Origin of the sequence: Yersinia fenwicki, from assembly GCF_043099325.1 — a bacterium.
Classification (GTDB): Bacteria; Pseudomonadota; Gammaproteobacteria; order Enterobacterales; family Enterobacteriaceae; genus Yersinia.
Genome location: NZ_CP170755.1, coordinates 3,139,427 through 3,157,868, shown reverse-complemented (window position 1 = coordinate 3,157,868; position 18,442 = coordinate 3,139,427). Strand labels below are relative to the sequence as shown.

Genomic DNA, 18,442 nt, shown 5'->3' with positions numbered 1-18,442 from the left:
AATTATTTTCGTTCTATTCTCGCAAGTGATTCCAAAGCTTAACGCTCTTCAGTATAGTGTGTCCGTTAACTGCATTACTGGGAAGTAGAGTGAGTAATACGTTGTTTCGATGGCCGGTTCGTGTCTACTTTGAAGACACTGATGCAGGTGGCGTGGTTTACCATGCACGCTACGTTGCCTTTTACGAAAGGGCGCGCACTGAAATGTTGCGCCAACGCAATTTTCACCAGCAGCAATTGCTCAGTGAGCATGTCGCTTTCGCTGTCCGCCGCATGACGGTAGAATACCTGGCGCCTGCACGTCTAGATGATATGCTGGAAGTTCAGAGTGAAATTACCGCAATGCGTGGGGCTTCTCTCACGTTTGCTCAACGAATTCTCGACTCACATGGCAATCTTCTGAGTAGTGCAGAAGTATTGATCGCATGTATCGATCCACACCAAATGAAGCCAAGAGCGCTTCCTAAGTCTATTGTCGCGGAGTTTAAGTAGTGGCTGACATGAACATTCTGGATTTATTCCTGCAGGCAAGCCTATTTGTTAAGCTTATCATGCTGGTATTGATGGGCTTTTCTATTGCTTCATGGGCGATCATCATTCAGCGAACGCGTATTCTGAATGCTGCAACCCGCGATGCAGAAGCTTTCGAAGACAAATTTTGGTCCGGCATCGAGCTGTCTCGCCTGTATCAAGAAAGTCAGGCTCGCCGTGATACGCTGGGTGGCTCCGAGCAAATCTTCCATTCTGGGTTTAAAGAGTTTGCACGTTTACATCGCGCAAACAGCCATGCGCCTGAAGCCGTGATTGATGGTGCTTCCCGTGCTATGCGCATCTCTATGAACCGTGAATTAGAAGCGCTGGAAACTCATATTCCTTTCCTTGGTACTGTTGGTTCCATCAGCCCGTATATCGGCTTGTTTGGTACAGTATGGGGGATTATGCATGCCTTCATTTCTCTGGGTGCAGTCAAACAGGCGACATTGCAAATGGTCGCACCGGGTATTGCTGAAGCACTGATTGCCACGGCAATCGGTCTGTTCGCAGCTATCCCTGCTGTTATGGCTTATAACCGCCTGAATCAGCGTGTGAATAAACTTGAACAAAACTATGACAACTTCATGGAAGAGTTCATTGCTATTCTGCATCGCCAGGCTTTTGCCAGCGCCGAGAGCAAATAAGTAGGGGGTTGTATGGCGCGAGTACGTGGTCGTAAACGGCGCGAGCTTAAGTCTGAAATTAATATTGTTCCCTTGCTTGATGTGCTGCTGGTGCTATTGCTGATTTTTATGGCGACAGCGCCGATTATCACGCAAAGCGTTGAGGTGGACTTACCTGACGCGACGGATTCCAAAACGGTTTCCAGCGATGATAATCCTCCGGTGATTGTCGAAGTATCCGGCGTCGGTCAATATTCGTTGGTTATTGACCATCAGCGGATGGAGCAACTGCCTTCAGAACAAGTAGTGGCAGAGGCTCAGGCAAGGTTGAAATCGAATCCGAAAACTGTATTTCTGATCGGCGGCGCGAAAGAGGTTCCTTATGATGAAATCATTAAGGCCCTTAATATGCTGCATCAGGCTGGAGTGACATCGGTGGGCTTAATGACTCAACCGATATAAATTTGCGTTGATATTGGTTGGACTACTAATCAGTCTGGCCAGTAGATACCCTGTTTTTGGCAGTTCCGTTTTTTAGCAATAGATCGCGGACATCGAGTGTGGAAATCGAGCGTGGGTAAGGCAACCGAGCAAAATGATAAGCTGAATCGCGCTGTTATAGTGTCGGTGGTTCTGCACATCGTATTGATTGCCCTGTTGATTTGGGGCTCTCTGACGCAGACGACTGAAATGGGCGGTGGCGGTGCTGGCGGTGAAGTTATTGACGCCGTCATGGTCGATCCGGGCGCAGTGACAGAACAATATAACCGTCAGCAACAGCAGCAGACGGACGCTAAACGCGCGGAGCAGCAACGCCAGAAGAAAGCAGAACAGCAAGCTGAAGAATTACAGCAAAAGCAGGCAGCAGAACAACAACGCTTGAAAGAATTGGAAAAAGAGCGTCTACAAGCACAGGAAGATGCGAAGCAGGCGGCTGAAGAACAGAAAAAACAAGCAGCTGAACAGCAGAAAGAGGCCGCTGAGCAACAGAAAGCTGCCGCTGCCGCCGCTGCAAAAGCGAAAGAAGAGCAGAAGCAGGCCGAGGCTGCTGCAGCACAAGCTAAAGCAGAAGCGGATAAGTTGGTGAAAGCACAGGCAGAAGCACAGAAAAAAGCTGAAGCCGAGGCCAAAAAAGAGGCTGCTGTAGCCGCAGCTGCGAAGAAACAAGCTGATGCAGATGCGAAGAAAGCCGCAGCTGATGCTGAGAAGAAAGCTGCCGCAGAAGCTAAAAAAGCTGCTGCCGCTGAGGCCAAGAAGAAGGCTGCTGCAGAAGCCTCAGCAGCAACAGATGTCGATGATTTATTTGGTGGCTTGGCAAATTCCAAAAATGCACCAAAAAGTGGTTCCGGTGCAGGCGCTGCTGCTGCAGGTAAAGGTGGCGGCAAGAAGAGTGGGGCGTCAGCAGGTGATATCAGCGGCTATTTAGGCCAAGTCACTGCTGCAATCCAAAGTAAATTTTATGATGCCGATCTTTACAAGGGTCGCACCTGTAATCTGCGAATTAAACTGGCACCAGATGGTCTATTAATTGATGTTACACAGGAAGGGGGCGATCCGGCATTGTGCCAGGCGGCTATCGCTGCGGCGAAACTCGCTAAAATACCTAAACCGCCAAGTCAGGACGTGTATGAGGTGTTTAAGAATGCTCCGCTTGTATTTAATCCTCAATAAGGTTTGATTGACAGGGTATAATTCTGTTAATCAACCGTGGATTATGTAGTTTTGTTTGCGTTGGTTTGTTAAAATTCTGCTAATTATCGCGGGCATCCCGCTCGGATAAGGGAGATAAAATGAAGCAGGCATTTCGAGTTGCGCTAGGCTTTTTAGTATTATGGGCTTCTGTTTTACACGCAGAAGTTCGAATTGAGATTACCCAAGGGGTAGACTCTGCTCGTCCAATTGGCGTTGTTCCATTTAAATGGATGGGGCCAGGTACACCACCGGAAGAGATTGGTGCGATCGTTGGAGCAGATTTGCGCAATAGCGGCAAATTTAACCCAATTGATGCGGCGCGTATGCCACAACAACCTTCTACAGCAGCTGAAGTTACTCCTGCAGCCTGGACTGCGCTGGGTATTGATGCCGTGGTGGTGGGTCAGGTTCAGCCGAGTGCTGATGGCAGCTATGTGGTGTCTTACCAGTTAGTTGATACTTCTGGTGCTGCCGGTAGCGTTTTGGCGCAAAATCAGTATAAAGTGACCAAGCAATGGTTACGTTATGCCGCGCATACAGCCAGTGATGAAGTCTTTGAAAAACTGACTGGGATTAAAGGCGCTTTCCGTACCCGAATTGCATATGTTGTGCAAACCAATGGCGGCAAGTTCCCACACGAATTGCGGGTTTCTGATTACGATGGCTATAACCAATTTGTGGTTCATCGTTCTCCAGAGCCTTTGATGTCACCAGCCTGGTCTCCAGATGGCAGCAAAATTGCTTATGTCACTTTTGAGAGTGGCAAATCAGCCCTGGTTATTCAGACGCTGGCAAATGGTGCAATCAGACAAGTGGCTTCATTCCCTCGTCATAACGGTGCACCAGCGTTCTCACCTGACGGTACCAAATTGGCCTTCGCTTTGTCTAAAAGCGGTAGCTTGAACTTGTATGTTATGGACTTAGGTTCTGGTCAAATTAGCCAGGTAACTGATGGTCGTAGCAATAACACTGAACCAAGCTGGTTCCCGGATAGCCAAAATCTGGCCTACACCTCGGATCAGGGCGGTCGTCCACAAGTGTATAAAGTGAATATTAATGGCGGTGCGCCACAGCGAATCACGTGGGAAGGTTCTCAGAACCAGAACGCAGATGTGAGTCCTGATGGTAAATTCCTGGTATTGGTTAGTTCCAATGGTGGAGCACAACACATCGCCAAACAGGATCTGGTAACGGGAGCCGTTCAAGTATTAACGGACACGTTCCTGGATGAAACGCCTAGTATCGCGCCTAACGGCACCATGGTTATCTATAGCTCGACACAAGGGCTGGGAGCCGTGTTACAGCTGGTCTCGACTGATGGGCGTTTCAAAGCGCGTCTTCCGGCAACTGATGGACAGGTCAAATTTCCTGCCTGGTCGCCGTATCTGTGATGCATGTGTAAATACGTATGTATGGCAACTATAAAAAAGGATCAAAGAGATGCAACTGAACAAAGTGCTAAAAGGGCTAATGTTGGCTTTGCCAGTTCTGGCTGTAGCGGCTTGTAGTTCCAACAAAAGCGCAAATAATGACCAATCTGGCATGGGCGCTGGCACTGGTACAGAAAACGGCAGCAACCTGTCTTCCGAAGAGCAAGCGCGTCTTCAGATGCAAGAACTGCAAAAGAACAATATCGTTTACTTCGGCTTCGATAAATACGATATCGGTTCTGACTTCGCTCAAATGCTGGATGCACATGCTGCATTCCTGCGTAGCAACCCATCTTACAAAGTTGTTGTTGAAGGCCACGCGGATGAACGCGGTACGCCAGAATACAACATCGCGTTGGGCGAGCGTCGTGCAAACGCAGTGAAAATGTATCTGCAAGGTAAAGGCGTTTCTGCTGACCAAATCTCTATCGTTTCTTACGGTAAAGAGAAACCAGCAGTATTGGGCCATGACGAAGCCGCATTTGCTAAAAACCGTCGTGCAGTTCTGGTTTACTAAGAGAATCGCATGAACAGTAACTTCAGACGTCACTTAGTGGGTCTGTCGTTACTGGTTGGCGTAGCGGTCCCATGGGCCGCTACTGCCCAAGCGCCAATCAGTAATGTCGGCTCCGGCTCGGTAGAAGATCGAGTCACTCAACTTGAGCGAATTTCCAACGCTCACAGCCAACTATTAACTCAACTTCAGCAACAACTGTCAGATTCGCAACGCGATGTAGATAGTTTACGCGGTCAGATCCAAGAAAATCAGTATCAGCTCAATCAAATTGTTGAGCGGCAAAAACAGATCTACCAGCAGATGGATAGTCTGAGCGGTGGTCAGGGGGCGTCTACTTCAACGCCTGCGGCTGCTGGTGCTGCGACAGATAATGCAGCGACTGGAAGTTCTGATACTGCCGCCGCAGGCGCAGCAGCAGCTACAGCGGCACCTGCAGCCAGTACTGGTGATGAAAACAGCGATTATAATGCGGCCGTTTCTCTGGCTCTTGAAAAAAAGCAATACGATCAAGCGATCACTGCTTTCCAAGGTTTTGTGAAACAGTACCCAAAGTCGACTTACCAACCTAACGCCAATTATTGGTTAGGACAGTTGTATTACAACAAAGGTAAGAAAGACGATGCTGCGTATTATTATGCTGTTGTAGTAAAGAATTATCCAAAGTCTCCAAAAAGTTCAGAAGCAATGTTTAAAGTTGGGGTGATCATGCAGGATAAAGGCCAAAGCGATAAAGCGAAGGCAGTTTATCAACAAGTGATCAAGCAATATCCCAACACTGATGCTGCTAAACAGGCACAGAAACGTTTATCTGCTCTTTAGCCTTTTTCGAGCCCAGGAGTCGGTCTTATTGACTAATTTCTGGGCTTTGGCGAACGAAGAACAAGCAGTTAGACGTCTTTACAGAAATTTAAGTTGCACTGTGAAGAGAAATTAGTAATATATGCCGCCGTTGCCAAGACAACTTGTAAAACGTTAAAGCAACAGGACATTATAGTCCGCGGTAAACATAATGGGTCGTTAGCTCAGTTGGTAGAGCAGTTGACTTTTAATCAATTGGTCGCAGGTTCGAATCCCGCACGACCCACCATTATGTCTAGTTAGCAGGGTATCAAATCGTAGCGATGAGAACCGCAAAAGGTTCGAGCGAAGCGAGACAGCAACGCGGTAGCGTTGACCCTAAGGGCGAGTCCGCAGGACGCGTCATCCCGCACGACGCACCAGTATGTTTTACAGTAAAGAGTAAGTAGTTCCGCATGACAGCGGGTCGTTAGCTCAGTTGGTAGAGCAGTTGACTTTTAATCAATTGGTCGCAGGTTCGAATCCCGCACGACCCACCATTATGTCTAGTTAGCAGGGTACCAAATCGTAGGAATGAGAACCGCAAAAGGTTCGAGCCAAGCGAAGCGAGACAGCAACGCGATAGCGTTGACCCGCAGGACGCGTCATCCCGCACGACGCATCAGTATGTTTTACAGTAAAGAGTAAGTAGTGCCGCATGACAGCGGGTCGTTAGCTCAGTTGGTAGAGCAGTTGACTTTTAATCAATTGGTCGCAGGTTCGAATCCCGCACGACCCACCATTATGTCTAGTTAGCAGGGTATCAAATCGTAGGGATGAGAACCGTAAAAGGTTCGAGCCGAGCGAAGCGAGACAGCAACGCGGCAGCGTTGACCCGAAGGGCGAGTCATCCCGCACGACCCTACAGTAAAGAGTAAGTAGTGCCGCATGACAGCGGGTCGTTAGCTCAGTTGGTAGAGCAGTTGACTTTTAATCAATTGGTCGCAGGTTCGAGCCGAGCGAAGCGAGACAGCAACGCGGTAGCGTTGACCCGAAGGGCGAGTCCGCAAGACGAGTCATCCCGCACGACCCACCATTATCTTCTTCTCCTTCTTCCTGTTACACCTTCCAGGCAATATCATTTATACTTCTCATACCATAACCCCAAACAGATCTCTATAATTCACTACTGCCCTTTCTATCACTCAATTCCGTCCTATATTTAACTCTATTAAACATTTTTGCCATTTTGAGACAATATTTGACGACTTTTCGCAAAATATTGAGTATTTTGTTTAGGATAAAAAACAAATCAATCTGACTGGCAGCCTGAGAGATACTGTGGCTCCGGAATCACTGGCAATAGAGATGTGAGCGATGAGCGAAACTTTTGATGTAAATGCTGCGATTTATCCTTTCCCTGCGCGGCCTGTCCCGCTGGATGTGGACCAAAAAGCCTTTTATCGTGAGAAAATTAAAACACTACTGAAGCAACGTGATGCCGTGTTAGTCGCTCACTATTATACCGACCCCGAAATTCAGGCCTTGGCCGAAGAGACCGGCGGTTGTGTTGCTGATTCCCTGGAGATGGCGAGATTTGGTAACAACCATCCTGCGTCAACTTTGCTGGTCGCCGGTGTTCGTTTTATGGGTGAAACGGCTAAAATACTCAATCCCGAAAAGCAAGTATTAATGCCAACCCTCAATGCGGAATGTTCGCTGGATTTAGGCTGTCCGGCTGATGAATTTGCCGCATTCTGCGATAGCCATCCCGACCGTACAGTCGTGGTATATGCCAATACCTCAGCGGCGGTCAAAGCCCGGGCTGATTGGGTGGTCACTTCCAGTATCGCCGTTGAGTTAATCGAACACCTCGATAGCCTGGGCGAGAAAATAATCTGGGCACCGGATAAGCATCTTGGAAACTACGTACAAAAAAAGAGTGGTGCAGATGTGCTGTGTTGGCAGGGGGCTTGTATCGTCCATGACGAGTTTAAAACTCAGGCACTGTCCCAGATGAAAGCATTACATCCCGATGCCGCGGTGTTAGTTCACCCGGAGTCACCACAAGCTGTTGTCGATATGGCGGATGCGGTAGGTTCAACCAGCCAATTGATCATGGCGGCAAAAACACTGCCCCAGAAAAAACTGATTGTCGCAACGGACCGGGGTATTTTCTATAAAATGCAGCAGGCTTGTCCGGATAAAGAGCTATTCGAAGCGCCCACTGCTGGTGAAGGTGCAACATGCAGAAGCTGTGCGCATTGTCCGTGGATGGCGATGAATGGTCTTAAAGCGATTGCTGAGGGGCTGGAGCAAGGGGGAGTGATGCATGAGATACATGTCGATGAGCAATTGCGTCAGCAGGCGCTGATACCGCTAAATCGTATGTTGGATTTTGCTAATCAGTTGAAGTTACAGATCAAAGGCAACGCCTAAACATTTTATACTGACGACAAAGCCAAATGAAGGGGAATCGTGCCGTTCGGGTCGTAGCGACGTTAGTCGCCGGAGTGCCCGTAGGTGCGGTAACCCCTTCACTCCACAAGCTAGAAAACAGATATATTAACAGCAAAAGGATAGCCAGATGGATTTCTTTAGTACCAGTAACATATTGGTTCATATTCCGCTGGGTACAGGCGGGTATGATCTTTCATGGATTGAAGCAATAGGTACGCTGTTTGGGTTGCTGTGCATCTGGTTTGCCAGCAAAGAGAAAATCATTAACTACTTGTTTGGGTTGATAAACGTAACGTTGTTCGCGGTGATTTTATTCCAGATCCAACTCTATGCCAGCTTGTTGCTACAGCTGTTCTTCTTTGTAGCCAATATTTATGGTTGGTATGCCTGGAGCAAACAAACTCCTGATAACCAAGCAGAATTGAAAATTCGTTGGCTATCTTTGCCCAAAGCATTGGCTTGGGGCGTGGCTTGTGTGGCGGGTATTGCGTTGATGACGTTGCATATTGATACAGTATTTGCCTGGCTGACCCGCGCGGCAGTTACTGTTATGCAAGGCTTGGGGGCGAATGTCCAAATGCCTGAGTTGCAGCCAGACGCTTTCCCATTCTGGGACTCCACTATGATGGTCTTATCCATTGTGGCGATGATCTTGATGACCCGGAAGTATGTTGAAAACTGGCTGATTTGGGTGGTTATTGATGTCATCAGTGTAGCAATTTTCGCCTACCAGGGCGTTTACGCCATGGCGCTGGAATACGTGATACTGACGTTGATTGCATTAAATGGGTCTTGGCTGTGGATTAAGAGTGCGGCACGAAACCATTCGCGCCCACTGTCTACCCAGAGAGATTAATATTTCGGTCCATGACTGCTGCTGGAAATGTCAGTCAGGCGGGGTGCCCTGAGCCTTCGCCTGACTGATGGCATCAATGATGGTGATGATGGTGCTCTTCTGCACTGGCGGCTTGATTAATATCGCAATCTGGCGCCTTACAGTGCTGGTACTCCATCTGAATGGTGGCATGACCAATATGGTAATGATGCAGTAAATGCTGCTGAATTCGTTGCAGTAATTCATCATTATCTTGCGGTGGGATCACTTGAACATGCAGTGTCATCAGGCGTTGGTCACCGACTTGCCATAAGTGAACGTGATGGACGTCCCGCACTTCATAGATGCTGGCACAGAGATCTTTGCGTAACTTATTGATATCAATCTCCTGCGGTGCGCCCTCCAATAGTTCGTGAAAACTTTCTTTCAGCAACCGCCAGGCACTGCGTAACACCAATACAGAGACCAATACCGACAAAATGGGATCTATGGGTGTCCAGCCAGTGGTCAGGATCACTACGGCTGCCACGATAGCCCCGACGGAGCCTAATAAGTCACCCATAACATGCAAGGCTGCGGCCCGCACATTGATATTCTTTTCTTCCTCGCCACGATGAAGTATCCAGAAGCAGAAAATATTCGCACATAATCCCGCTATGGCGATGATTAACATCGGTACTCCCATCACCTCATGTGGGGTAAAGAAACGCCGAACCGCTTCCCAAAAAATCAGTACGACAATCAACAATAAAGCTGCGGCGTTAACAAAAGCGGCCAGCGTGGTGAGACGTAGATAGCCAAAGGTATGGCGAGAATCCGGCTTCCTCCGTGAGAAATGTACTGCCATTAGTGCGATAAATAATGCGGCAGAATCGGTCAGCATATGCCCGGCATCAGCCAGCAGTGCCAGCGAGCCAGATAACCACCCGCCAATTGCTTCTACCACCATAAACAGAGTGGTCACAGCGAAAGCTATCAACAGGCGCTTGCTGTTGCCGTCTTGTGGAAAAAATGATGATGCAGACATATTTATCCTTCAATGGTAAAAACTGAGCATAGAACGAGAGCTATCTATGTTATCTCTGATAGGATTTCATTCAATAATTGATGCTTATTATAGATAATAGCGATGTTGTTGTTTATCTGTACTGCTCTTCTAATGCGATAAAGTAGATTTACAGCATCTAATTCACCAGTTAGATTGGTTCAACTAGATTAATACAGACAGATGTTGTGCGATGATCGTCACAAGACTTAATGGAAGAGCTATGAATTACCTGAATGATGACTTACGGATTAAAGAAATTAAGGAACTCCTACCTCCAGTCGCCCTACTAGAGAAGTTTCCGGCCAGCGCTAATGCAGCAGAAATTGTCGCTAAGACCCGCACTGCGATTCACAACATTTTGCGCGCTCAGGACGATCGCTTGTTGGTAGTGATTGGCCCGTGCTCCATTCACGATACTCAGGCGGCGAAAGAATATGCGGCCCGCTTACTGACATTGCGTGAAGAGCTGCAAGGTGAGCTTGAAGTGGTGATGCGGGTGTATTTTGAAAAACCGCGTACTACGGTAGGTTGGAAAGGTCTGATTAACGATCCGCATATGGATGGTAGCTACAACATCAATGATGGTCTGCGTATCGCACGTAAGTTGCTATTGGATATTAATGAGAGCGGCTTACCGGCTGCCGGTGAGTTTTTGGATATGATTACCCCGCAATACCTGGCTGATCTGATGAGCTGGGGGGCGATTGGTGCTCGTACCACGGAATCTCAGGTTCACCGTGAGCTGGCTTCTGGCCTGTCTTGTCCGGTTGGTTTCAAAAATGGCACCGATGGTACTATCAAAGTTGCTATTGATGCTATCAATGCAGCCAGTGCGCCACATTGTTTCCTCTCGGTAACTAAATGGGGTCACTCAGCGATTGTAAATACTGCCGGAAACGATGATTGCCATATCATTCTGCGTGGCGGAAAAGAGCCGAATTACAGCAGCGCCCATGTTGCTGCGGTGAAAGAGGGGCTAAGCAAAGCTGGCCTGGAACCACAAATCATGATTGATTTCAGCCATGCTAACAGCTGTAAGCAATTCAAAAAGCAAATGGAAGTAGGAACGGATGTTTGCCGTCAGATTGCTCAGGGCGAAAAATCCATCATGGGCGTGATGATTGAAAGCCATTTGGTTGAAGGTAGTCAGAGTCTGGAAAGTGGCGAACCCTTAACTTACGGCAAAAGTGTCACCGATGCCTGTATTGGTTGGGAAGATACAGAAGCGTTGCTGCGTCAGTTATCAAATGCAGTCAAAGCTCGCCGCCAGTAGGCTATCGTACTTGCCATTTTGAATTTGGGCAGTGCTCACAATCCTCACGTACTTGTGTACGTTCCGGTTGTTGCGCGCTGTCCGCGTCCAAACTGCCTGCGATGATAACGCCGACTGGTAAAATATGGCTATCGTACTTGTCATTTTGCATTCGGGCCAATAGCTGATCAATAAAAACCCCCGCCATCTGAGATGTACGGGGGTTTTTTAATGCGACTAATCAGGAATGATTACTTCGCTTTACCCTGATTGGCAACCGCAGCAGCTTTAGCCGCGATTTCATCAGCGTTGCCCAGATAGTAGTGTTTGATTGGTTTAAAGTTTTCGTCAAACTCATACACCAATGGCACACCTGTTGGGATATTCAGCTCAAGAATTTCTTCTTCGTTCAGATTATCCAGATATTTAACCAGTGCACGCAGAGAGTTACCGTGAGCGGCGATGATAACGCGTTCGCCACTGGCGATACGTGGTTTGATCACTTCTTCCCAGTAAGGGATAACGCGATCGATAGTCAGAGCCAAGCTTTCAGTCGTTGGCAGTTCGGCATCGGTTAATTTTGCATAACGTGGGTCATGGCCAGGGAAGCGCTCATCACTTTTATCCAGTGCTGGAGGGGTGATAGCAAAGCCGCGACGCCACAGTTTAACTTGATCATCACCGTATTTAGCCGCAGTTTCAGATTTATCCAGACCTTGCAATGCGCCGTAATGACGCTCATTCAGTTTCCAGGTTTTTTCCGTTGGAAGCCAAGCCTGATCCAGTTCGTCCAGGATGCTCCACAAGGTATGGATAGCGCGTTTTAATACTGAGGTGTAGGCGAAATCAAAAGTAAAACCTTCATCTTTCAACAGCTTGCCAGCTGCTTTTGCTTCGGTACGGCCTTTCTCAGACAAATCAACGTCATACCAACCGGTAAAGCGGTTTTCGTTGTTCCATTGACTTTCGCCGTGACGTACCAGAACCAGCTTTGTTACTGCCATAGTTCGAACTCCTCAGATGACTAATTTATACCGATTACAACTTCAAGCTGCATATATGTTAACTGCCTTGCTGCAACTCGAATTATTCAGGGTATATTCAATGATAACTATTATCATTATATTGCGGGATGACCGCAGACAGCAATCGATAGTGTTTAACCATAACCAATTTTTTATCAGAAGGTAAGGCCGCAGGTTGAATCGATTCCGCTGTATCTATAATCAATTAATCTATGGGGTATTAAATACCCCATAGGACTGAGGAGATTAAGCGGCTTTCTTCAGGCAGGTGCTCATAAAGGTTTTACGCGCGTCACCTTTTAACTCTTTAGTTGCTGCCTCGGCATTACAGCTTTTCATTTTCTGCTGTTGTGGAGTCAGGGCTTTTTCATCAGGATGAACTTGTGCTTTTAGACACTGACTCATAAATTTCTTCCGATCATCACCTTTCAGTGATTGGGTTGTCGCTTGTTGGTTACAATCGGTCATTTTTTTCTGCTGCGCGGCTTGAGCCGGTGAGGGGGTTTTTGCTGTTTCCGCCGCCATCGCATTCACACTGAGTAGTAATCCGGCTGAAAGTAACCATAGTGTAGTTAGACGCATAAGAGTTCCCTTTATTTGAGCACTGTTTATTCAGTAACGTTAGGGTCTGAAAGGGCGAGCAAGGTGCCAGTATAGCCGCCTGACAGATGTCTTAAGCGTAGATGCTGTTTATCAATAAGGGTAGGTTTCGGTTATATCTTATGTCATTAGCATTGCCGCCGTAGCGGCAATCCGCTATAGAGCGATAAAGTGATAAACGGTGGTTGCTCGGTAGGTTTTCCCCGGTTTTAGCCAGCAATCAGGTTGTGGCCATTCAGGGTGGTTAGGGCTATCAGGCATAAATTCACTCTCCAGAGCGACGCCAGTGTAGCTGGCATAGGTTCCGCCATTGCGCGCAGGTGTTCCACCGAGGAAATTACCGCTGTAAAGCTGCAATGCGGGTGCTGTGGTATAAACGCTCATTTGAACTTGATTATCAGAAGACCACAGGTGCGCCGCAGGGCTTTCGGTAGCGCCACAAGTGCGATGCAGAAGATAGGCATGGTCATAACCTTTCACGCGTTGTTGACCACGGTCTTGCAGGAAGTCGCGTGCCAGTGTTTTCGCTTGACGGAAATCCATGCCAGTTTTTTCAACACTTTCGAGTCCACCGGTGGGTATCCCATCACTACCGATAGGCAAATAGCGGTCAGCAAACAGCTGTAACCGATGCGCCCGTACGTCTTTCCCTTCGCCATCGAGATTAAAGTAAGCATGATTGGTCAGATTTACCGGGCAGGTTTTATCAACCTGCGCCTGATAGTGAATCTCCAGCCGATTATCCTCGGTCAGCAGATACTGCACCTCGGCGGTTAGATTACCGGGAAAGCCCTGATCACCGTCAGGAGAGTGTAACTGATAAGTGACCTGCTTCTCATCTTGCTTAACCTTTTTCCAGCGCCGGTTATGGAACCCTTCCGGCCCACCATGCAGTTGGTTCTCGCCTTGATTGGGTATCAGATGGAGGATTTCGCCCTCTACTGTGATTTGCGCTTTCGCAATGCGGTTGGCGTAGCGACCTACTGTCGCGCCGAGATAAGCTGCTTGATGCAGATAATCAGCCGGAGTTTGGCAGCCCAGCAGCAACTCGCGTTTTTCACCCCCTTTTAGTGGCAATATTGCTGATAACCAGGTAGCGCCCCAATCCATCAGCGTCACGCTCATGCCGGTTTTATTATGTAACTCGGTCAATTCAAAGGGGTGACCATCCGGTGCTAACTGGTCAACACTGCTTGATGATGCAGCGTCGTTTTTCAGCATAAACCCGCTCCTTGTGAAGCCTGACAAACGTAAAAGGTTTCAGTTCTGCCGCCACTGTATGCCGGATATTGCTGCGCTACAGCCGTACGAACTTGCTCGACGAGCGAGGTTGGCATTAGCGCGACAATACAGCCGCCAAAACCACCGCCAGTCATACGAACACCACCTTGCTCCCCAATAACGGATTTCACAATATCTACCAGGCTGTCGATGGGCGGAACTGTGATCTCGAAATCATCGCGCATTGAAATATGAGACTCGTGCATCAATTGCCCCATCAATTTCAAATCGCCAGCCGCCAATGCATCAGCCGCTGCCAAGGTGCGCTCATTTTCAGTAATCACATGGCGAGCGCGCTTAGCAACCACCGGATCTAACTCATCCTGAATAGAGAAGAATAGGTTAGGGTCGACATCGCGCAGGGCCTTAACCCCAAAGAAACGCGCAGCGGTTTCACATTGCTGGCGACGAGTGTTGTATTCGCTATCAACTAAGCCCCGTTTCACGTTGGAATTGATTATCACCACCGCGACATTTTCTGGCATGGGGACGGCGCGAGTTTCAAGTGTGCGGCAGTCGATCAGTAGCGCTTGGTCTTGCTGGCCGAGTGCTGAAATCAGCTGATCCATGATGCCGCAGTTACAACCGACAAACTGGTTTTCAGCTTCCTGGCCATTGAGTGCCAGTTCTATCCCACTCAGAGGTAACTGATAGAGTGATTGTAGCGCCTGGCCGACGGCGACTTCTAAAGAAGCCGAAGAGCTCAAGCCCGCGCCTTGTGGGACATTGCCGCTGATAACCAGTGAGGCACCGCCAAAATCGGCATGACGCAGTTGTAAGTGTTTTATCACACCGCGCACATAGTCGGCCCAACGGTATTGCGCATGTGGAACAATTGGTTCATCCAGAGAGAATATATCTTGCTGATTGTCATAATCAGCCGCAATAACATGTATCTGGCGATCATCACGTTTACTGCAACTGATGACGGTTTCATAATCAATGGCGCAGGGCAGCACAAAGCCATCGTTATAATCCGTATGCTCGCCGATAAGATTGACGCGGCCCGGAGCTTTGATAGTGATGTCAGGTTCTTGGCTAAATTGTTGGTGGAAAATGGCCTGGGTATGCTGTTTTAAACTCATTATTTGACTCCGGCTTCTCGATAATGGACATCACTTACTGCCCGCAGGTGTTCAGCCGCCTGTTCCGCTGTAAGGTCTCGCTGGGTTTCGGCTAGCATTTCATAACCCACCATAAATTTACGTACAGATGCAGAGCGCAGTAATGGCGGATAAAAATGTGCATGTAACTGCCAGTGTGTGTTGTCATCCGCGTTATAAGGCGCGCCGTGCCATCCCATTGAATAAGGGAAAGAACATGAGAATAAATTGTCGTAGCGGCTGGTCAGTTTTTTCAGTGCAATAGCCAGATCGCGGCGCTGTTCATCCGATAAATCTTCTAAGCGCAAAACATGAGCTTTTGGCAGCAGCAAGGTTTCAAACGGCCACGCCGCCCAGTAGGGCACCACGGCTAGCCAGTGCTCAGTTTCAACCACTGTTCTGCTGCCATCACGCTGTTCGCGTCCGGCATAATCGAGCAGCATCGGCGATTGATGCTGTTGAAAATATTGCTGTTGCAGGCGGTCTTCCCGTGCGGCTTCATTGGGCAGGAAGCTATTAGCCCAAATTTGCCCATGTGGATGGGGGTTCGAGCAGCCCATAGCCGCGCCTTTATTCTCAAACACTTGTACCCAAGGGTATGTTTTGCCCAACTCGGCACTTTGCTGTTGCCAGGTCTGGATGACATCTTCCAGCGCTGCCAGTGTTAGCTGAGGCAATGTCTTACTGTGATCCGGTGAGAAGCAAATAACCCTGCTGGTGCCGCGTGCGCTCTGGCTGCGCATCAAGGGATCATCACTTTGAGGCGCATCGGGGGTATCTGGCATCAGCGCGGCAAAGTCATTGGTAAACACATAGGTTGACTGATAGGCAGAGTTGACGTCACCCGTTACCCGGGTATTGCCAGGGCATAAGAAGCAATCCGGATCGTGCGCCGGTAAATTCTCGGTCGAAGGCGACTCCTGCTGACCTTGCCAGGGGCGCTTGGCCCGATGAGGTGATACCAATACCCACTGACCACTTAATGGGTTATATCTGCGATGTGGATGATCCACAGGGTTAAAATCGTTCATAACAATACCTTAATCGGGATAGCCCTGAGGATTCTGTGATTGCCAGCACCAGGTGTCAGCCGCCATTTCGTCCAGCGAGCGGCAGACTCGCCAGCCCAGTTGTTCCGCTGCTTTGGTGGGGTCAGCCCAATAAGCCGGAAGATCACCTTCACGACGTGGCGCAAAATGGTAGGCTAGGGGTTTGCCACAAGCTTTGCTGAATGCTTCGACCACCTGTAAAACACTGTGGCCAACACCGGCACCCAAATTAAAAATATGTACACCCGGTTGATTGTGTAACTTTTTCATTGCGGCAACATGGCCGTCAGCTAAATCGACCACATGAATATAGTCGCGAACCCCAGTGCCATCAGGGGTTGGATAGTCATTGCCGAATATCGCCAATGATTCACGGCGGCCTACTGCAACTTGGGCAATAAACGGCATCAAGTTGTTAGGGATACCTTGTGGATCTTCTCCCATCAGCCCAGATGAATGGGCCCCAACCGGATTGAAATAACGCAGGATAGTCATGTTCCATTGTGGATCAGCCCGTTGTACATCTTGCAGGATTTGCTCAACCATCAATTTGCTGCGGCCATACGGACTGGAAGGTGAACCGGTCGGGAAGCTTTCAACATAAGGAATTTGCGGCTGATCACCATACACGGTGGCAGATGAACTGAAGATAAGGTTTTTGACCTGAGCCGCTCGCATCGCCTCTAGCAAGACTAGGGTGCCGAAAACATTATTATTGTAATATTCCAATGGCTTACTGACGGATTCGCCGACAGCTTTCAAGCCAGCAAAATGAATGACCGCGTGAATAGGATGAGCGGCGAATATCTTATCGAGCAGGGCGCGGTCACGAATGTCCCCCTGATAAAGTTCAGGAGTGTAGCCAGTCAATTGATGTATCCGGGCTAATACGCTGGATTTGCTATTACAAAGATTGTCGAGGATAACTGGCTGATAACCAGCTTCAATCAATTGCACACAGGTATGGCTACCAATGTAACCGCTACCACCCGTTACCAGTACGTACATAAAACACTCCTCGAATGACTTTTGTCTAAGAAAGATAGCATGCCATTATGTGAGAAAAGGTGATCTGGGCTCAATAATGGAATCGTTTACATTTAATTTTAAGCTAGCTTAATCTTTGTGAGGGTATAAATACAGGGGAATGAACAAGGATAGGCTAAAAAATCAAGAAAACTCGGACATAACAAAGATAACCAATGTGGTAGCGTTCTCATCCATTCATTCAGCAGGAATGTCCTGCTAATGACGCTATGACCCGATACCGGAGAATAAAATGGTATCGGGTGTTGCCTGTAAAAATCAGTGGGTGGAGTAAAGCGGGTAGGTAAAGAACAGCAAATGCATTAAGTTCAGGCCGAAATGAAAAGCCACTGCAACCCACAAACGGCCACTCCACAGCCATGCTAAACCATAAATGACCCCAGCCAGAGCAGCGAACACCATTAATAGCGCGCCACCAGCAAAATGTGCGGCACCGAACAACAGCGCGGTAAGCAGCAGTGCAGGATAGTTACCGATGCACTGGCTTAGACGTTGCTGCAAATAACCACGGAATAGCGCTTCTTCGGCCAGGCAAACAAAAAATATATTGGCCATAACAAACGAGCCAATCCATACCGGGGTATGCATTTCAACTTTCAAACCGCCTAGCGCGACCGCCAACAGTAACAATACAGGGATACTGGCAATTAAACTTAACCAACCGAGCCGGCTAACTGAGAGATGTTTTTTGGCAACAAATAAGGTGGGGAGGCAGGCGAGTAAAATAAAGGGAACCAGTGTCTTATCAAGATTGTAATACATACTAAAGGCAGCGCTCAGTGGCCCCACTTTTACGTTATCTAACACTTTTAAGTTGTTAAAGCCCGGAATCAAGTGCAGGAATAAGGCAATGGCAGCAAGCACCAAGAGCAATTCTAATCCGGCGGCCAACCATTTCTGTTGACGATATTTTTTTAGTAGTAGCGCAGCGGCCAGTGTCAGCAACAGAAATGCCGCTGAGGGTAACGTTAGAACACCGTGATAAAGGGCAATAGATAAGGATAAAGCCAACAAAAACAGGGAAAGTACCCGGTTAATTGATAAGAAAAGCAGTGATGCAGCAAGTACGCCCCACATAGGTCATCCCTTTGTTATTCAATCTTAAAAATATTATAAAATGAATAAGCTATAAACATTATCCACCGTCAACCTGAATGATGGCTGACGGTG

At 48.2% G+C, this 18,442-nt stretch carries 18 protein-coding genes, 4 tRNA genes and 3 other RNA genes; 17 read left to right on the top strand and 8 right to left on the bottom strand.

Translation table 11 applies throughout. From position 1 onward, the window contains the following. Nucleotides 1-89: 89 nt before the first annotated feature. The 16 genes from ybgC (at nt 90) to pnuC (ending at nt 8,888) form a co-directional block, all read left to right on the top strand. A complete protein-coding gene (ybgC, locus tag ACF3VQ_RS14450) occupies nt 90-491 on the top strand; it encodes a tol-pal system-associated acyl-CoA thioesterase (protein WP_005165498.1) in 402 nt (133 codons plus the stop codon). Further along, the gene (gene tolQ / locus ACF3VQ_RS14445; protein ID WP_004393307.1) at nt 491-1,177 is read left to right on the top strand and encodes a Tol-Pal system protein TolQ; all 687 of its coding nucleotides are present in this window, start codon (nt 491-493) and stop codon (nt 1,175-1,177) included. The genes ybgC and tolQ overlap by 1 nt, the downstream gene beginning before the upstream one ends. 12 nt (nt 1,178-1,189) lie before the next feature. Next, nucleotides 1,190-1,618 (top strand): colicin uptake protein TolR, encoded by a 429-nt coding sequence (gene tolR, locus ACF3VQ_RS14440; protein WP_004393306.1) that lies wholly within the window; start codon nt 1,190-1,192, stop codon nt 1,616-1,618. A 111-nt stretch (nt 1,619-1,729) separates the two neighbouring features. Continuing rightward, the gene (gene tolA / locus ACF3VQ_RS14435; RefSeq protein WP_392431814.1) at nt 1,730-2,827 is read left to right on the top strand and encodes a cell envelope integrity protein TolA; all 1,098 of its coding nucleotides are present in this window, start codon (nt 1,730-1,732) and stop codon (nt 2,825-2,827) included. 119 nt (nt 2,828-2,946) lie between these two features. Continuing rightward, nucleotides 2,947-4,239 (top strand): Tol-Pal system beta propeller repeat protein TolB, encoded by a 1,293-nt coding sequence (tolB, locus tag ACF3VQ_RS14430; RefSeq protein ID WP_005165502.1) that lies wholly within the window; start codon nt 2,947-2,949, stop codon nt 4,237-4,239. Nucleotides 4,240-4,288: 49 nt separating this feature from the next. After that, on the top strand, nt 4,289-4,795 hold the full coding sequence (gene pal / locus ACF3VQ_RS14425; protein ID WP_005278500.1) for a peptidoglycan-associated lipoprotein Pal: 507 nt from the start codon (nt 4,289-4,291) through the stop codon (nt 4,793-4,795). Nucleotides 4,796-4,804: 9 nt separating this feature from the next. Further along, nucleotides 4,805-5,614, top strand: a complete 810-nt coding sequence (gene cpoB / locus ACF3VQ_RS14420) for a cell division protein CpoB (protein ID WP_005165506.1) — start codon at nt 4,805-4,807, stop codon at nt 5,612-5,614. Nucleotides 5,615-5,806: 192 nt separating this feature from the next. Continuing rightward, nucleotides 5,807-5,882, top strand: a tRNA-Lys gene (locus ACF3VQ_RS14415). Between the two features lie 14 nt (nt 5,883-5,896). Continuing rightward, nucleotides 5,897-6,015, top strand: a non-coding RNA gene (locus ACF3VQ_RS14410) — RtT sRNA. A 41-nt stretch (nt 6,016-6,056) separates the two neighbouring features. Then, nucleotides 6,057-6,132, top strand: a tRNA-Lys gene (locus ACF3VQ_RS14405). 14 nt (nt 6,133-6,146) lie between these two features. After that, a non-coding RNA gene (locus ACF3VQ_RS14400) (RtT sRNA) lies at nt 6,147-6,257 on the top strand. Nucleotides 6,258-6,298: 41 nt separating this feature from the next. Continuing rightward, nucleotides 6,299-6,374 (top strand) — tRNA-Lys (locus ACF3VQ_RS14395). Nucleotides 6,375-6,388: 14 nt separating this feature from the next. Beyond that, nucleotides 6,389-6,499, top strand: a non-coding RNA gene (locus ACF3VQ_RS14390) — RtT sRNA. Nucleotides 6,500-6,528: 29 nt separating this feature from the next. Beyond that, nucleotides 6,529-6,668 (top strand) — tRNA-Lys (locus ACF3VQ_RS14385). A 281-nt stretch (nt 6,669-6,949) separates the two neighbouring features. Next, nucleotides 6,950-8,011, top strand: coding sequence for a quinolinate synthase NadA (gene nadA, locus ACF3VQ_RS14380; RefSeq protein ID WP_392431811.1), 1,062 nt, complete (start codon nt 6,950-6,952; stop codon nt 8,009-8,011). Nucleotides 8,012-8,159: 148 nt separating this feature from the next. Further along, nucleotides 8,160-8,888, top strand: coding sequence for a nicotinamide riboside transporter PnuC (pnuC, locus tag ACF3VQ_RS14375; protein ID WP_392431809.1), 729 nt, complete (start codon nt 8,160-8,162; stop codon nt 8,886-8,888). A gap of 73 nt (nt 8,889-8,961) precedes the next feature. Here the strand turns inward: pnuC and zitB are convergent, their stop codons facing one another. Next, on the bottom strand, nt 8,962-9,894 hold the full coding sequence (gene zitB / locus ACF3VQ_RS14370; protein ID WP_392431807.1) for a CDF family zinc transporter ZitB: 933 nt from the start codon (nt 9,892-9,894) through the stop codon (nt 8,962-8,964). Nucleotides 9,895-10,135: 241 nt separating this feature from the next. On the opposite strand from zitB, the gene aroG reads away from it, so the two are divergent. Further along, nucleotides 10,136-11,188, top strand: a complete 1,053-nt coding sequence (aroG, locus tag ACF3VQ_RS14365; RefSeq protein ID WP_392431805.1) for a 3-deoxy-7-phosphoheptulonate synthase AroG — start codon at nt 10,136-10,138, stop codon at nt 11,186-11,188. 230 nt (nt 11,189-11,418) lie between these two features. On the opposite strand, the gene gpmA is transcribed toward aroG, so the two are convergent. The 7 genes from gpmA to ACF3VQ_RS14330 all read right to left on the bottom strand — a co-directional run bounded on the left by gpmA (nt 11,419) and on the right by ACF3VQ_RS14330 (nt 18,349). Then, nucleotides 11,419-12,171: a 2,3-diphosphoglycerate-dependent phosphoglycerate mutase gene (gpmA, locus tag ACF3VQ_RS14360; protein WP_019081130.1), complete on the bottom strand. Its 753-nt coding sequence runs from the start codon at nt 12,169-12,171 to the stop codon at nt 11,419-11,421. Between the two features lie 267 nt (nt 12,172-12,438). Next, on the bottom strand, nt 12,439-12,774 hold the full coding sequence (locus ACF3VQ_RS14355) for a PsiF family protein (protein WP_392431803.1): 336 nt from the start codon (nt 12,772-12,774) through the stop codon (nt 12,439-12,441). A 174-nt stretch (nt 12,775-12,948) separates the two neighbouring features. Beyond that, on the bottom strand, nt 12,949-14,013 hold the full coding sequence (galM, locus tag ACF3VQ_RS14350) for a galactose-1-epimerase (RefSeq protein WP_392431801.1): 1,065 nt from the start codon (nt 14,011-14,013) through the stop codon (nt 12,949-12,951). Continuing rightward, nucleotides 14,007-15,158 (bottom strand): galactokinase, encoded by a 1,152-nt coding sequence (gene galK, locus ACF3VQ_RS14345; RefSeq protein ID WP_392431799.1) that lies wholly within the window; start codon nt 15,156-15,158, stop codon nt 14,007-14,009. The genes galM and galK overlap by 7 nt, the downstream gene beginning before the upstream one ends. After that, a complete protein-coding gene (gene galT / locus ACF3VQ_RS14340; RefSeq protein ID WP_392431797.1) occupies nt 15,158-16,207 on the bottom strand; it encodes a galactose-1-phosphate uridylyltransferase in 1,050 nt (349 codons plus the stop codon). Before galT ends, galK begins: the two co-directional genes overlap by 1 nt. Nucleotides 16,208-16,216: 9 nt before the next feature. After that, the gene (gene galE, locus ACF3VQ_RS14335) at nt 16,217-17,233 is read right to left on the bottom strand and encodes a UDP-glucose 4-epimerase GalE (RefSeq protein ID WP_392431795.1); all 1,017 of its coding nucleotides are present in this window, start codon (nt 17,231-17,233) and stop codon (nt 16,217-16,219) included. A gap of 297 nt (nt 17,234-17,530) precedes the next feature. Continuing rightward, a complete protein-coding gene (locus ACF3VQ_RS14330) occupies nt 17,531-18,349 on the bottom strand; it encodes a CPBP family intramembrane glutamic endopeptidase (protein WP_392431793.1) in 819 nt (272 codons plus the stop codon). Nucleotides 18,350-18,442: the final 93 nt, after the last annotated feature.